General features: G+C 32.5%; 15 protein-coding genes. 2 read left to right on the top strand and 13 right to left on the bottom strand.

What is annotated here, in order from left to right; translation table 11 throughout:
• Positions 1 to 188: 188 nt before the first annotated feature.
• The 8 genes from NYQ10_RS19690 to truA form a co-directional block, all read right to left on the bottom strand.
• Positions 189 to 572: a DUF5367 family protein gene (locus NYQ10_RS19690; RefSeq protein ID WP_289877936.1), complete on the bottom strand. Its 384-nt coding sequence runs from the start codon at positions 570 to 572 to the stop codon at positions 189 to 191.
• Complete coding sequence (locus NYQ10_RS19685) at positions 569 to 1,411, bottom strand: NAD(P)H-binding protein (RefSeq protein ID WP_289877935.1); 843 nt, start codon at positions 1,409 to 1,411, stop codon at positions 569 to 571. Before NYQ10_RS19685 ends, NYQ10_RS19690 begins: the two co-directional genes overlap by 4 nt.
• Before the next feature lie 70 nt (positions 1,412 to 1,481).
• Entirely contained in the window at positions 1,482 to 2,360 is an 879-nt protein-coding gene (locus NYQ10_RS19680) for an AraC family transcriptional regulator (protein WP_289877934.1), read from the bottom strand.
• A 159-nt stretch (positions 2,361 to 2,519) separates the two neighbouring features.
• Positions 2,520 to 3,110, bottom strand: a complete 591-nt coding sequence (locus NYQ10_RS19675; RefSeq protein ID WP_289877933.1) for a hypothetical protein — start codon at positions 3,108 to 3,110, stop codon at positions 2,520 to 2,522.
• Positions 3,111 to 3,292: 182 nt separating this feature from the next.
• The gene (lpdA, locus tag NYQ10_RS19670) at positions 3,293 to 4,681 is read right to left on the bottom strand and encodes a dihydrolipoyl dehydrogenase (protein ID WP_184161006.1); all 1,389 of its coding nucleotides are present in this window, start codon (positions 4,679 to 4,681) and stop codon (positions 3,293 to 3,295) included.
• A 483-nt stretch (positions 4,682 to 5,164) separates the two neighbouring features.
• Entirely contained in the window at positions 5,165 to 5,749 is a 585-nt protein-coding gene (locus NYQ10_RS19665; protein ID WP_184161009.1) for an NUMOD4 domain-containing protein, read from the bottom strand.
• 250 nt (positions 5,750 to 5,999) lie between these two features.
• A complete protein-coding gene (locus NYQ10_RS19660; protein ID WP_289877932.1) occupies positions 6,000 to 7,754 on the bottom strand; it encodes an ABC transporter ATP-binding protein in 1,755 nt (584 codons plus the stop codon).
• Positions 7,755 to 7,853: 99 nt separating this feature from the next.
• Positions 7,854 to 8,588 (bottom strand): tRNA pseudouridine(38-40) synthase TruA, encoded by a 735-nt coding sequence (gene truA, locus NYQ10_RS19655; RefSeq protein WP_289877931.1) that lies wholly within the window; start codon positions 8,586 to 8,588, stop codon positions 7,854 to 7,856.
• A gap of 249 nt (positions 8,589 to 8,837) precedes the next feature.
• On the opposite strand from truA, the gene NYQ10_RS19650 reads away from it, so the two are divergent.
• Complete coding sequence (locus NYQ10_RS19650) at positions 8,838 to 9,332, top strand: metallophosphoesterase family protein (RefSeq protein WP_289877930.1); 495 nt, start codon at positions 8,838 to 8,840, stop codon at positions 9,330 to 9,332.
• Positions 9,333 to 9,335: 3 nt separating this feature from the next.
• Here NYQ10_RS19650 and NYQ10_RS19645 read toward each other — a convergent pair whose 3' ends face one another.
• The 3 genes from NYQ10_RS19645 to NYQ10_RS19635 form a co-directional block, all read right to left on the bottom strand.
• Positions 9,336 to 9,881, bottom strand: a complete 546-nt coding sequence (locus tag NYQ10_RS19645; protein ID WP_289877929.1) for a sensor histidine kinase — start codon at positions 9,879 to 9,881, stop codon at positions 9,336 to 9,338.
• 360 nt (positions 9,882 to 10,241) lie between these two features.
• Positions 10,242 to 10,901: a response regulator transcription factor gene (locus tag NYQ10_RS19640; RefSeq protein ID WP_289877928.1), complete on the bottom strand. Its 660-nt coding sequence runs from the start codon at positions 10,899 to 10,901 to the stop codon at positions 10,242 to 10,244.
• Between the two features lie 127 nt (positions 10,902 to 11,028).
• On the bottom strand, positions 11,029 to 11,439 hold the full coding sequence (locus NYQ10_RS19635; protein WP_289877927.1) for a DUF4293 domain-containing protein: 411 nt from the start codon (positions 11,437 to 11,439) through the stop codon (positions 11,029 to 11,031).
• A gap of 183 nt (positions 11,440 to 11,622) precedes the next feature.
• Here NYQ10_RS19635 and rho point away from each other — a divergent pair, with 183 nt between their 5' ends.
• Positions 11,623 to 13,464 (top strand): transcription termination factor Rho, encoded by a 1,842-nt coding sequence (rho, locus tag NYQ10_RS19630; protein ID WP_289877926.1) that lies wholly within the window; start codon positions 11,623 to 11,625, stop codon positions 13,462 to 13,464.
• 168 nt (positions 13,465 to 13,632) lie between these two features.
• Here the strand turns inward: rho and NYQ10_RS19625 are convergent, their stop codons facing one another.
• On the bottom strand, positions 13,633 to 14,649 hold the full coding sequence (locus tag NYQ10_RS19625) for a M28 family peptidase (protein WP_289877925.1): 1,017 nt from the start codon (positions 14,647 to 14,649) through the stop codon (positions 13,633 to 13,635).
• Between the two features lie 8 nt (positions 14,650 to 14,657).
• Entirely contained in the window at positions 14,658 to 15,629 is a 972-nt protein-coding gene (locus NYQ10_RS19620; protein WP_289877924.1) for a DUF3667 domain-containing protein, read from the bottom strand.

Genomic DNA, 15,629 nt, shown 5'->3' with positions numbered 1-15,629 from the left:
TTTTTATAATGAATTATAAAAATAATCTTTTTATTACTTTGAGTGAAATGATATTTAATCATTTTAAAGATTTGTTAACTTAAAAATGTAGTGCTTTAATCAAAGTATTGTCATTTTGCTCGAGAGAAAAACGGTAAAAAAAATCCGACCTGCTTTCACAAATCGGATTATCTAAATAAGTTTCTGTTTTATTTACTTTCAAATCTCATTTTCCAATAAAAATAAACCGTTAAAACATTTAAAATCGCAAGAATCCACAACAAAGGATTACTGAAAAAATCCTGATAACTATGTCCTTTTGGAATTTCTACAAATGGAACAAAGATTAAAATATCTAATAAAATAGCAGTTAAAGACATTATGAATCCAATTTGAAGTCCTGATGTTGAAATCGCTTTTTTATAATAAAATGAAGCTCCAAAAAAGGAATAGAAAACAATTAAAATGCAGATTATTGCCGTTTGTATGTTTAAGGAATCTTTTACAATAGGAATGTGTTCGAGAATTAAAAAGGTTAAAGCTAAACAAGTCCAGAGTATTACGCCCGATAAAACTGCTCTGCGATAATTCATGACAGCTGGTTTACTTTGTTCCAAATTCCAGTTTGTGATGTTTTTAAAACATATTCAGTAAAATCTTTTGCTTTACGGCCTAAAACTTTTTCAATATCATTTGTAGTGTAAGAATTTCGTCCGTCCAATACTTCTGTAAACAGATAATTTACAAGCCAGATTTCGTCTTCAGGAACCTGATATTCGCGAAGCATCTTCACATATTCGTCAAGTTCTACTGCTTGAAAAATAATTTCTCTCTTTGTAATTTTTGCTATTTCAGAAACTGCCTGTTCAAAATTAAGCAGACGGGGACCGGTTAATTCGTAAGTCTTGCCATTATGTTTTTCGTTTAAAAGGGCTTCTGTAACTACTTCAGCAATATCATCCGCATCTGTAAAAGGCTCAAGAACATCGGCTTGTGGCAATGCCACAAATCCAGATGAAACAGGTTCTACAAAAATACTTTCGCTAAAATTCTGATTGAACCAAGATGCTCTTACTATTGTCCAGTTTTTGGCTGTTGCTTTTACAATTTCTTCACAAACTTGCGCTTCTTTTTCGCCTCTTCCAGAAAGTAGAACCATTTTTTGAACTCCATTTTGTGTGGCAAGAATTGTAAACTTCTGAATAATTTCTGGTGCCGTTGGTACTGCCAGATCGGGTTGAAAGGTAATGTAGACAATATCAATGTCTTGTATGGCATTTAACCATGTTTCTGGTTTTTCCCAATCAAAAGGAATTGTGGCAGATCTCGAACCAATTCTGACTTCTACGTCTTTGTGTGTTTCTAATAATGCTGCAACTCTGCGACCTGTTTTTCCGTTGCCTCCTAATACTAAAATTTTCTTTGTTTTCATGATTAATGATTTTAATTAATGATGATACAAAGTTGCACACATCAATATGAAAACATTTGTCTGAAAGGAATTAAGATTTGTTTGAAAAGAATTGTTTTTTGACTTCGTTTGGTCTTGATCCAAATTTTTTCTGAAACGCGTTAGAGAATGAACTTAAACTTTCGTAACCTACTTCCCATGCAGTTTCTTGTACTGTTTTTTCGCTGTTGCAAAGTAATTCGTAAGCTTTGTTGAGTCTTTCTTCGTGAATGTATTTGTAAACTGGAATTCCAAAAAGTTCTTTAAAGTTCTTTTTTAGTTTACTGCTGTTTAAACCAATTAGTTTGGATAATTCTGTAATGGTAGGCGGTTTTGAATAGTTTGTACTAACGATATCTTTTGCCTGAAAAAGTTTTTCTTTGTCTTTTTCGGTTAAATCTGTTTTCTTTTCTGTAGAAAGCAGTGCAAAATAATGCGCCAGTAATTCATTCACCTGACTTTTTAAGAATAATAATCTTGTATTGCCAGAATAAGTGGTATTGAATATTTTTTGAACCGCCAATTGCATTTCGAGTGTCATAAACAGCGTTGGACCTTTTACAAAATTTGCCGATGGATTTACTAACTCAGGCAGTTGTTTTTCAAAAATTTCTCTTTCTTCTTTTGGTAATGTCTGCAGGGTTTTCAGCTTCGCAAAAATGCTGATAGATTGTAAAGGTTTTTCGGGAGCAATTTTATGCGAAAAAGAAACTTTTTGATTTCCGAAGAAAGAAATTGCTAAGCCCGTTGTGTTTGTTAGATATTTTGTTTGATCGTTGTGTTTTATTTCCAATTCCACATTTCCAGAACCATAAAAAGCAAAACCAACTGCATCACCATCAATCTCACATTGCTGCACAAATTCTTTGTCAGAATTGGATTGTTCGATGAGAACGATGAAATTATTTACTTCTATAATGTCGGTGGTCATTTTTTAATTAGAGAATTAGAGAATTTTTAAATGCTTAAATCTAATCAAATATACAAAACTGACTTTGGTTTAAGTATTTTTATCTTAGAGAGCGTATTAAACAAAAAAATCCGATCTGCTTTCACAAATCGGATTTTATAAAATATAGAAGTTAATTTCTTAAAAAGTATAACCTATTCTTAAATGTAAATAAAGTAAAAATTGTTCGTTTGTGTAATCGAAATTATCGACACTTTGAGCGTTTCCAAAATTAGAATTCGCTTTAATAAATACCATTCTGTATCCTATTCCTGCGCCAGCTTCATAAGTAAAATGATCACCTATTGCTCTTTTCATTCCCCATGTTGGCGTGATAGATAAATCTGCATTTTTAGTGATATTATCATCTAAATTAATCACAAACCAATCTGGATGATAACTTGTTTTTAGAGAAATATAATTACCACTATTATTTGAAATGTTTTTTCCTCTAGCGTTTCTTTTTTTCAGATTAAAATAAAATTTTGGTTCTGCAGTAATTACTGGCTGAAGTATAAAACCGGCTTCATCGTAATGATCTCCCACTGCAAAATCGTGTTCGATACCAATTTCGCTTCTTAAAGCAATTGAATTAGCAAGTTTTAATTCATTGTTTAGCCAAAGTCCGGCAAATCCTGTTTGTAACGAAAATATTGATTTTTCTACGCTAGCTTCCTGAGCCGATGCATTAATCGTTATTCCTAAGATTATAAATAGGATTAATTTTTTCATGTTAGTTTTTGTTTTTTTGTAATTGGTTAGATTAATTTCAGTACGAAAATACTATTAAAATTTTAAAATCCTAATTTGGAAATCTTTAAAGAATTAAAGGAAAAAAACAAAAAAATCCGACTTGTTTTCACAAATCGGATTTTATAAATTGAGAATTATATATAACCGTAAAACGGTATATTTTACAAGTGAATTACTTCGCCGTAAGCATCAGCTACAGCTTCCATAACAGCCTCGCTCATTGTTGGGTGAGGGTGGATAGATTTAAGGATTTCATGACCTGTAGTTTCTAGTTTACGAGCTACAACTGCTTCAGCAATCATATCAGTAACACCAGCACCAATCATGTGGCATCCTAACCATTCTCCGTATTTTGCATCGAAAATTACTTTTACAAATCCATCAGCATTTCCAGCGGCTTTTGCTTTTCCAGAAGCTGAGAATGGGAATTTACCAATTTTTAATTCGTAACCTTTTTCTTTTGCTTGTTTTTCTGTTAAACCAACAGAAGCAATTTCTGGAGTTGCGTAAGTACAACCAGGAACGTTTCCGTAATCGATCGGATCAACGTGAAGACCTTTAATTTTTTCTACGCAGTTAATTCCTTCAGCAGAAGCAACGTGAGCTAAAGCTTGACCTGGAGTAACGTCTCCAATTGCGTAGTATCCTGGAATATTAGTTGCGTTGTAAGCGTTTACTAAGATTTTATCTCTGTCAACAGCGATTCCAACTTCTTCTAAACCGATGTTTTCAATGTTAGTTTTAATTCCAACTGCAGAAAGAACGATATCAGCTTCAAGAACTTCTTCTCCTTTTGCAGTTTTAACGAAAGCTTTAACTCCAGCTCCTGTTGTATCGATACGCTCAACAGAAGAGTTTGTCATTACTTTAATTCCAGATTTTTTCAAAGAACGCTCAAATTGTTTTGAGATATCTTCGTCTTCTACAGGAACTACGTTTGGCATAAATTCTACAATTGTTACATCTGTTCCCATTGAGTTGTAGAAGTGAGCGAACTCAACTCCAATTGCTCCAGAACCAACAATAATCATAGATTTTGGTTGAGTTGGCAAAGTCATTGCCTGACGGTATCCAATTACTTTTACACCATCTTGAGGTAAGTTTGGTAACTCACGAGAGCGAGCTCCAGTTGCGATGATAATGTGATCAGCGCTATATTCAGTAACTTTATTGTCTTTATCAGTAACGTCAAGTTTTTTTCCTGGTTTCAATTTTCCAAAACCTTCAATAACGTCAATTTTGTTTTTTTTCATTAAGAATTGAACTCCTTTGCTCATTCCTTCCGCAACACCACGGCTACGTTGAATAACTGCAGGGAAATCTTTATCGAATTCAGAAACTTTCAATCCGTAATCAGAAGCGTGTTTTAAATAATCAAAAACCTGAGCAGATTTTAAAAGCGCTTTTGTTGGAATACATCCCCAGTTAAGGCAAACTCCACCAAGATTTTCTTTTTCTACTACAGCTACTTTAAAGCCTAATTGTGAAGCTCTAATCGCTGTTACATATCCTCCAGGACCACTTCCTAAAACAATAACGTCGTATTTCATTTTTTTTGTTTTTAGTATTAACTACCGAAAAATGAAGTCTACAATTCCGAAACTCATCTTTCGATTTATTCTTTTGTTATTTGTGATTGCGAATTTAAGGATTTATTTTAAATCAACGTCTGAAAATTTGTTTTTAAAAGCACAGATTTTAGTCTTTTCACAGAAACTGAGTGAATTGTGAATTGTAAATTGTGAATTATGAATTGTTTTTTATGATTTAGTGATTTGTTCTTAGTAATTAGTCCCTAGTGATTAGTTTTTAGTGAATACTGAGAAGTACTTTTAAAAATTAAAAAAATAAGCCACAGATTACACAGATTAGAATGATTTTAAAAAATCTGTGTTAATCTGTGCAATCTGTGGCTTTCATAATTTACTGTCAATTTAAGCGAAGTCGAAGAGCTTTGCGCGGGCTTCGACTTCGCTCAGCCTGACAAATTTTTAACAATTGATAATTGATAATTGACAATTAACAATTAACAATTAAATCTTCACGTGTCCCCAATTTTCTCCGCTGGCAATTCTTCTGATTTGCATTTCACTTACGCCGAATTGTTTGGCAATCATTTTTAGACGCGTTTTTTGTTCAGGTCTTGCTAAGATTTTTTTAATTAACATCACTTTTGTGGTTGTTAATTTTCTTCCGTCGGCTTTTAGATTATGTTCTATAAGATTCTTTTTCGCCTGAATAACGCGTGGGCTTTTTCGGCTGTGCGCCATCATTTCTTGTTTGGTCGCCCAGCGTAAATTACTGATGTCATCATTACTTCTATTATAATCCAGATGCAATACATAAGTTTGATCTTCGGAATCTTTTGGAATAAAATATTGAGCAACTAATTTATATAAGAAGAGGTATTTATTAACGATTTTGTCGTCTTTCTTAACCTTAAAACGGAAAGTTGGATATCCGTCGCTTAAGCCACCTTTTAGTATTCGGCCATTTTCAATTTCGTCGGTAAAACTTATTAATCTTCCTCTGTTTGAAATGGCATATTTTAATTGTAATGAGGCGTTTATTTCTATTTCTTTAAATTGTTCGTTTGGGTAAAATCGGTTTTGTGGCATTTTCTTTTACATTTGATTTCTATACTCTCAAAGATAAATAATAAACCAAAAATGTAAGCTATCTACTTGATACTGAAATGTCAATTTTATGATTTCTATAACGCTATTTTAACGTTTTGAAATCATTTTGACAGTTTTTAGTCGGATTTTAAATCACAAATTGTGAAATATGCAGTTTTTTAATTTTGAACTAAACGCGAATTTTAGATTAAATTAGCATTATTTTATTGATCAACTTAAGTTTTAATGACTAATTAGCTACTGAAAATTGAGAGTCATATAAATTTTTATAATAGCCATCAGTTTTTTGCAGCAATTCCTGATGCGTTCCTTGTTCAACAATCAAACCTTTATCCATAACTACAATCTTATCTGCATTTACAATTGTTGCAAGTCTGTGCGCTATAATTATAGAAGTTCTACCTTTTGTAATTGTTTCTGTTGCACGCTGAATCATTTCTTCAGAATACGTATCGATAGAAGAAGTTGCTTCATCCAAAATTAAAATACTTGGATTACTCACATAAGAACGTAAAAAAGCAATCAATTGTCTTTGTCCAGACGAAAGCATAACGCCGCGTTCTTTTACGTCAAAATCATAGTTATTCGGCAGATTCATAATGAAATTATGGACACCGATTTTCTTTGCTGCATCAATTACTTTTTCTCTCGTAATTTCTGGATTATGCAAAGTGATGTTATTGTAAATCGTATCGGCAAATAAAAATACATCTTGCAAAACCACAGCAATCTGTTTTCTTAAAGAAGCCAAAGTGTAGTTTTCGATATTTTCACCATCAATAGAAATTGTTCCGCCGTTGATTTCGTAAAAACGATTCAAAAGATTTATAATAGTCGATTTTCCTGCACCTGTCGAACCTACAATTGCAATAGTTTGTCCAGCTGAAACCGATAAGTCAATTCCTTTAATAACTTCTTCTTCGGGAATATAACTAAAACGTACACCTTTAAATTCGATACTTCCGTTAAAAACTGGCGCTTCAATTTTTCCAGTATCCTGAATATGATCTTGTGTGTCGATAATATCAAAAACACGATTGGCGGCAATCATTCCCAATTGCATCTCGTTAAATTTATCTGCAATTTGACGTAATGGATTAAACAACATTCCAATAAACATCGTATACGAAAATAAATCTCCAAAAGTCGTAAAATGATCTCCGTTTAAAATTCTAAAACCGCCGTAAACAACAACCAAGCCTAAAGTAATAGACGAAATAATATCGGCAATCGGGAAAAAGATTGAGTTGTAAAGAATAGTTTTAATCCAAGCGACTCTATGTTTGTTGTTGATATCTTTAAAGTTTTCGGCTTCAATTTTTTCGCGGTTAAAAAGCTGTACGATTTTCATTCCCGTCACACGTTCCTGCACAAAAGAATTCATATTGGCAATTTGCGTTCTTACTTCTTCAAAAGCAACTTGCATTTTACGCTGAAAAATTCGTGTAATATAAACCAAAATTGGCATGGCGATTACAACAATCCAAGTCAGTTTCCAGTTCATGTAAAACATAAAAATCAAGACCACAAACATTTTCATCAAATCACTTATAATCATAAATAATCCTTGGCTAAAAATACGCGCAATCGATTCAATGTCAGAAACGGCTCTTGTTACCAGTTGTCCAACCGGAACTAGATCAAAATACTTCATTCTAAAACTTAGAATATGCTTGAAAAGTTTTGTTCTAATATCTTTTACAATATCTTGACCAAGCCAGTTTGCCCAATAAACAAAGTAAAATTGAGAGAAAACTTCCATCAATAAAACTACACCCATCAAAATAATATACATCAATAATCCCATTTTGTCATGAGTTTTGATGTAGCCATCGACAGTTTCTTTAAGTAAATAAGGACGAAGGGCGGCGAAAATAGAGAGCGAAACGGCAAAAATAATTACACCGTAGTAACGCCATTTATAAGGCTTAGTATATTTTAAAATTCTTTTGAATAATCCTGTGTCGAATGCTTTTGCTTTCATTTTTTTTTATGCTTTAAGCAATAGGCTTTAGGCCGTAAGCTATTAGCAATAAGCTTTAAGAAATAAGCCTAAAGCCTATTGCTTAAAGCTTACAGCTTATTATAAATAATCGTAATAAATATTGGTTAAATATAAACCATGTGCTGGAACCGAAAAACCAGCTTTTTCTCTGCTTTTACTGGCAATTATATTTTCAAAATCTTCCAATGTAATTTTGTGTAAACCTATATTAATCAAAGTTCCTACAATTGCGCGAACCATATTTCTTAAAAAACGATTTGCCGAAATAGTAAAAATTAGTTTTCCTTTTTCTTGTTTCCAAAATGCCTCAAAAATCGTGCAATCAAAAGTATTTACATCGGTATTGACTTTCGAAAAACACTGAAAATCGGTATGTTTTAATAATAATTGTGCTGCTTCATTCATTAAATTAACATCTAATTTTTGAGTTACATACCAGCTCAATTCCTGTAAAAACGGATTCTTAATTGTATTAATATGATATTCATACGTTCTTTTGGTTGCATCAAATCGGCAATGCGCGTCATCATGAACAAGGATAATGTCAAAAATGGCAATATCTTTTGGTAAGTAAGAATTCAGTTTATGAACCAGAACCGGAATATCCAAAGTCTTCTCTGTATCAAAATGCCCAAACATTTCACTCGCATGAACGCCTGTGTCAGTTCTTCCAGCACCCATAATGCTGATAGGTTCATTTAATAAAACCGAAAAAGCTTTGTTTAAAGTTTCTTGAACTGAAGAGGCATTTGGCTGTATTTGCCAGCCATGATAATGTGTTCCGTTATAAGCAAATTGAATAAAATATCTCACTGTAGAGGTTCAAAGGTTCAGAGAGGCAAAGGTACGAAAAAAAGTTGCTTTCTTTTAGAAACAAAGGTTCAGAGAGACAAAGAGACAAAGGTTTCTATTCTGCATATCTGTAGAAATGCACCGCAGTGCGTCTTTCGTACTATTTTAAAAATAATTATTTACAATTTTGATGTTAGACGCACTACGGTGCGTCTCTACAAAAAAATCCTTTGTACCTTTGTCTCTCTGAACCTTTGAACCTCAATAAAAATGACCAAAATCCTACTCCTTTCAGATACGCATAGTCATATTGACGAAACCATTTTAAAATATGTAAATCAAGCCGATGAAGTATGGCATGCGGGAGATATTGGAGATTTAAGCGTTACTGACACTATTAAAAAACTGAAGCCTTTAAGAGCAGTTTACGGAAATATAGACGACGCAAAAGCGAGATTGGAATTCCCTTTAAACAATCGTTTCTCATGCGAGAATGTTTCGGTTTGGATTACACATATTGGTGGTTATCCTGGAAAATATAATCCGAATGTGAGAGAAGAATTGGCTTTAAATCCACCGAAATTATTTATCTGCGGACATTCGCATATTTTAAAAGTGATGTTTGATAAGAAAAATAATTTACTTCATATGAATCCGGGAGCTGCTGGAAAAAGCGGATTTCATAAAGTGCGAACTATGTTGCGATTTGTAATTGATGATGATAAAATAAAAGACTTGGAAATTATCGAAATAGGAGCAAAGTAATTTTTAATGTGGCAGCGGAATCTGAATTTTTATTTGTGTTCCGATGTTTTCTTTTGAAGTGATTGAAATAGTTCCTTTATATTTTTTGACTCTAGCTCTAATTCGGTTTAAACCAAAACCTTCTAAATCTTTTGGTTTTTGAGTTTTAAAGCCAATTCCGTCGTCATCAATACGCAAAATCAATTGGTTGTTTTTTTCTGTCATTAAAAGATTGGCCTTTTTTGCTTTGCTGTGTTTTATAATGTTGTTAAATAATTCACTAACAATAAAATAAACTTTCATTTCAAATTTTTCATGATATCTTTTATCTGTCGAAATTGAGCTTGAAAATTCAAAAACGATTGCGGAATTAGAGTTTTTTTCGCAAAGATCTTCCAATGCATAAAACAATCCAAAACGAACTAAAAGCGAAGGCACTAAATCATGCGAGATATCTCGTAAAAGATCATGTGCTTGAGATAATATGGTTTTTGCCTTAGTAATTTCGTCAGATTTAATTTCGTTCTGTACTGTAAAAGTATTTAAATGCAATCCAGCAGAAGAAAGCAAGGAGTTTATATTGTCGTGGAGAAAAGAGGCAATTTTTTTTCGTTCTATTTCTTGAGAATCAATACTAGAATTAATAATATTAAGAAGTATTTTCTGTTTTGTGTCTTTTCGCTTTATTTTTTGTTTCAGTTTGTTGTTTTGATAGAGAAAATAAAAAAGAAGAAAAATTATGACAATCAGTATAATTGATAAACTAACTATTTTTTTGTTTGTTAATTGGTGTAGATCGTTAATCTGATTTGCAAAACCAGCCGTAGTTTTCGTTATGCTTAAAATTTGCTGAGAAAGAAAAATTCCCTTTTCAGTAAAAGAAAAAAATAAACATATGAGAAAATTAAAGCCAAACATAAGAGACGTCTTTTATGAATTTATCAAGTTGTTTTTGAGTGCATATTTTACCAAACCAATTGTACTTTTGATATTTAGCTTTTTCATAATGTTTTTTCGATGTGTTTCTACGGTATGCGAACTGATAAAAAGTTTTTCGCTAATTTCTTTTCCGCTGTATTCTAAGGCGATTAAAATGATAATTTCAATCTCACGCGGACTTAAAATTGGATTTTCGATTACAGCATTTTGGTTCAGTTTCGGATTGTCTTTGAAAGTGTTGAAAATCTTTTTTCTAACGGCATCGCTAAAATATTCTTGACCATCATGCACGGCTTCGACGGCTTCAATAATATTTTCACCAGCACAGTTTTTGGTCAGATAGGCTTTTGCGCCTAGTTTCATTACTTCTTTTATGATTTTTAAATCATCATAACTAGACAAAATAATAACTTTACAAGTTGCTTTTTTTTCTTTAAATTCTTTTAAAGTTTCAATGCCATCTTTTTTAGGCATGCTGATGTCAAGAATTAGAACATCTGCTTGATTAAAAATGACATCATCGTAAACAGTAGTTCCATCAAGAGAACTTCCTGCCACTTCAAAATTAGGAACCGTTTTTAGTAGGTTCGAAAGTCCATCAATCAATACCTGATGATCATCTGCAAGATGGATTTTTATATTTGTTGTCATTTTGTTGCAAAACGAATTAAACGACAAAATTATAGAAAAATACTTACATAATTTTGTTTTTAGGTATAAAAAAACCCGAATAATTAAATCCGGGTTTTCTTCGCACAAATAAATTAAGTTTATAGGTTTACCTCAAACGATCTACAGATTTTACAAGATCTTCATCCTTCTTGATGGCTTTATTAGCTAAAACTAATAACACGATAGCAACAATCGGCATAAACATCCCAATACCTTTCTCAGAGACTTCAGCCTCTCCAGATAAATTTAGTGATCGATATACAAATAATCCTAATAAAATTAAGTTTAATATTATGTTCAGTCTGTTTAACACAAACTGATTTTGTCTTTTCTTAAATGAAATTATGCTAATAATAGTAAGCATAGTTGTTAAACCTAATATAACAGCATAAAGCTGGTCTTGCATAAAAAAGAAAGGCTTTCCTGCAGCAGTTGTCCATAATGGAACAAAAAGCATTAAAATGCCTGTTGCTGCAAAAGCTAAAATTAAATATACAGTCTGAATTCTTTGTATCATGGTCTAAAAATGTTTTACAAAAATATATTTTCTTTTTTTAAAATACTATTGTATGATTAAATTTTATTCGTATTATTGCATCATAATACCGTAAGCACTTCATACTGCGGTCAATTCAAATTAATTATCTACCTATTCTTTTTACAGTATTTCCTTTAAAATAATTAAATTCATAGAATATTCATGTTTGATATTTCTGCATTAAAAGAAATGAAGCTTGCTGAGCTTCAAGAAATAGCTAAGTTAGCTAAAACAATAAAGATTAATGGTGTCAAAAAAGAGACTTTAATTAGTCAGATTTTAGCACACCAAGAAAGTACTCTTGCACCTGCAGAAGCTCCTCAAACAGCTGTAGTTTCTGAATCAAAAGAAGAAAAACCAAAACGAGCTAGAATTGCACCAGCAAAAACCAAAGCAGCAAATACCAAAAATACTCCCGTTTTAGAATTTGATAAAGTAGAGGAAACTGTTCAAAAAAACGATACACCTGCGCCAGTAGATCTAATTGCAGAAACGGCAACTGAAGAGGTACAGGCAAATAAAACACCAGGAGCTAAAAAGGAGCCTAAAATTGTAAAATTCAATAAGACGGCATATGAGAAGAAAGTGGCTCTAAATAAAGAAAAAGTTGCAGCAAATGAAGTGATAACAGAACAAGTTTCAGAGCCTGCTTCAACAGAACCAGTTGTTTCTGAGCCAGTAGCCGAAACAGCTGAGAAATCTCCAGTAATTGCTCCTGCAAAAAAGATTAATCCTAATCAGAATAAAAATCAGAACCAGAACCAAAATCAAAACCCGAATCAGAATCAAAATCAAAACGGGAATGGTAATGGAAACGGAAATCATAATAATCAAAACCCTAATCACAAAAACAAAAAAAGCAATAATTTCAGAGATTCAGATTTTGAATTTGATGGAATTATTGAAAGTGAAGGTGTTCTTGAAATGATGCCAGACGGTTACGGATTTTTACGTTCATCAGATTATAATTATTTAGCTTCTCCAGATGATATTTATTTATCAACTTCACAAATCAGATTATTTGGTCTTAAAACCGGAGATACTGTAAAAGGAGTGGTTCGCCCTCCAAAAGAAGGAGAGAAGTTTTTCCCTTTGGTTCGTGTGTTAAAAATTAATGGACACGATCCGCAAGTAGTTCGCGATAGAGTTTCTTTCGAACACTTAACACCAGTCTTTCCTTCGGAAAAATTTAAACTTGCTGAAAAAGGAAGTTCAGTTTCAACTAGAATTATAGATTTGTTTTCGCCAATTGGAAAAGGACAACGTGGAATGATCGTTGCTCAGCCAAAAACGGGTAAAACAATGCTTTTAAAAGATATTGCAAACGCAATTGCTGCCAACCATCCAGAAGTTTATTTGATTGTTCTTCTTATTGACGAACGTCCAGAGGAGGTTACAGATATGCAAAGAAGTGTTCGTGGAGAAGTTATTGCTTCTACTTTTGATAGAGAACCACAAGAGCACGTAAAAATTGCAAATATTGTTCTTGAAAAAGCAAAACGTTTGGTAGAATGTGGTCACGATGTTGTGATTTTATTAGATTCTATTACACGTTTAGCAAGAGCTTACAATACAGTTCAGCCAGCATCTGGAAAAGTATTAAGTGGAGGTGTTGATGCAAATGCATTGCAAAAACCAAAACGTTTCTTTGGAGCTGCAAGAAATGTAGAAAATGGTGGTTCTTTAAGTATTATCGCAACTGCATTAACAGAAACAGGTTCTAAAATGGACGAAGTTATCTTCGAAGAATTTAAAGGAACTGGTAATATGGAATTACAATTAGACCGTAAGATAGCCAATAAACGTATTTTCCCAGCAATCGATCTTACTTCGTCAAGTACACGTCGTGATGATTTATTATTAGATGAAAAAACACTTCAAAGAATGTGGATTATGCGTAAATATCTTTCTGATATGAACCCAGTAGAATCTATGGATTTTGTAAACGATCGTTTCAAGAAAACTAAAAACAACGAAGAGTTTTTGATTTCGATGAATGACTAGAAAAGGAGCAAAGATTCAGAGGTTCAAAGTCACAAAGGTTTATTTTTAGGAATTTAATCTAGATATAAAAAAAAGGATAAGCTTAGCTTATCCTTTTTTTATGATTTAAAGTTTAAAAAAAACTCTGAGCCTTTGTTACTTTGAACCTTTGTTCCTAATAATAAGAATCTACTTCTTATCAACTACCGGTCTGTTTTCTCTATTTGCTAAATCCCAAGCAATTGAAAAAGCCAGTTTTGTTCTTTTTGTTAAAGCATCGTATTCGATTTTTTCTGCAGTATCATCTTTTCCGTGATAATCCGCGTGAACTCCGTTGAAGAAGAAGACAGACGGAATACCGTGTTTTGCAAAGTTGTAATGATCAGAACGCTCGTAAAAATGATTTGGATCTTTAGGGTCGTTAAATTTAAAGTCCAAGTCCATTTTGATGTATTTTTCATTTTGAGCCACAACAGCATTGTGTAAATCAGATGATAATCTGTCAGCGCCAATTACGTAAACATAATTATTTGTGTTTGCATGTTCAACATCGCGACGGCCAATCATATCAATATTAATGTCTGCAATTGTATTGGCAATTGGAAATAACGGATTTTCAGAATAGAAACGAGAACCATGTAAACCGTGCTCTTCTCCAGTTACGTGAAGAAATAAAATAGAACGTTTTGGTCCATGTCCTTGTTTTTTAGCTTTCGCGAAAGCTTTAGCCATTTCTATAACGGCAACAGTTCCAGAACCGTCATCATCAGCTCCATTATAAACTTCACCATTTTTAATACCAACGTGATCGTAATGTGCAGAAATTACTAAGATTTCATCTGGTTTCTCAGAACCTTCAATAAAAGCCCAGATATTTTCAGAGTCAGCTAAGTTTTCGTTGCGTCTAGCATTTAAATATGCTGCAGGAATATGTTGATAATAATCTGAAGCTCCTTTTGGAAAAGATACACCGCTTTTTTTGTATTGTTCGATCATATAAAGACCAGCTTTTTTCTGTCCAGGAGAGCCAGTTTCGCGGCCTTCCATTTCGTCAGAAGCAATAGTGTAAAGCATTTTTTTAAGATCTTTTTCAGAAATGGCATTAATGTATTTTGTTGGATCTGAATTGTCTTTGGAAGCTGTTGACTGCGCGGTTTTACATGAGTACGCAGAAACAACTAATAATAAAAGGAGTAATTTTTTCATTCCTATAGTTAGTGTAAATTAATAAATGTGTAAAGAACGTAAAAGGTTAGTAAAAAAAGAATAAAAAATGAGTTTATAATGAATAAACAAACACTTTTGATAAAGGAAACTATTCTAGATTCACCGTAAAAACGATGATGTGCAGGGAAAAAATAATACAGCATCCAAATGGTTCCAATAAAAGTCGTAATTCCTGAAATATAAGACATTGGGCTGTTTTCTCCAAAAAGACCAATAATCCTGTCGATTATAAACATAATCAGAAAAATGAGTAGCAAAAACGAAAAATAATGAAGCGTAAAAATTCCGTGATCAAAATAATACCATCTTTTTTTATTGTGAAAAAGCCACAAGAAGAAAGCAAAAAACGGCATTATAATAAATAGGATTTTCGGAAGATTATGAAAAAAAGATTCTACAAATTTTACATAAATTTCTTTTTTTGTATACTTCTCAGTTACGTGACTTGCTTTTTCGACAAACCAATAGCTGCTGGCATTAAGTTTCTCTTGTTCTTTTCCATATTTCTGAATTGAATCAATTTTCTTCATGTTCAGAAAAGTAAAATACTTCTTGTTTTCCTTCTTAATATCTAGATCTTTAGTAGCTTGTGAGATTTCCTTATTTAATTCCTTTTCACCTTTATCAATATCTCCATTGATTTTACTAGGAAACATGGCAATCAATAAAAAGGTAATAAAACTGATAAAAATGTATAATCGAACTGGCGCTAAATAAGACAAACGTTTTCCCGAAAGATATTCTTTTGTAAGTGTTGAAGGCTTAAAAAGCAGATTTTTAATCGTTTTCCAAAATGCATTTTCGTAATGCGTTAAATCTTCAAAAAAATGAACAAATAAATGATGAAAAGTCTTTCGGCTGTCGCTATTTTCTTGCCCGCAATTTGGACAGAATTTTTGCTCCACAACGTGCCTACAGTTTAAACAGGTTTTGTCTTCTCTAATTTTGCTATGTGACAT

The sequence above is a fragment of the Flavobacterium johnsoniae genome, from assembly GCF_030388325.1.
GTDB classification, from domain to species: domain Bacteria; phylum Bacteroidota; class Bacteroidia; order Flavobacteriales; family Flavobacteriaceae; genus Flavobacterium; species Flavobacterium johnsoniae_C.
Note: the sequence above shows the minus strand (reverse complement) of the source record. Positions and strands in the feature narration are given on the sequence as shown.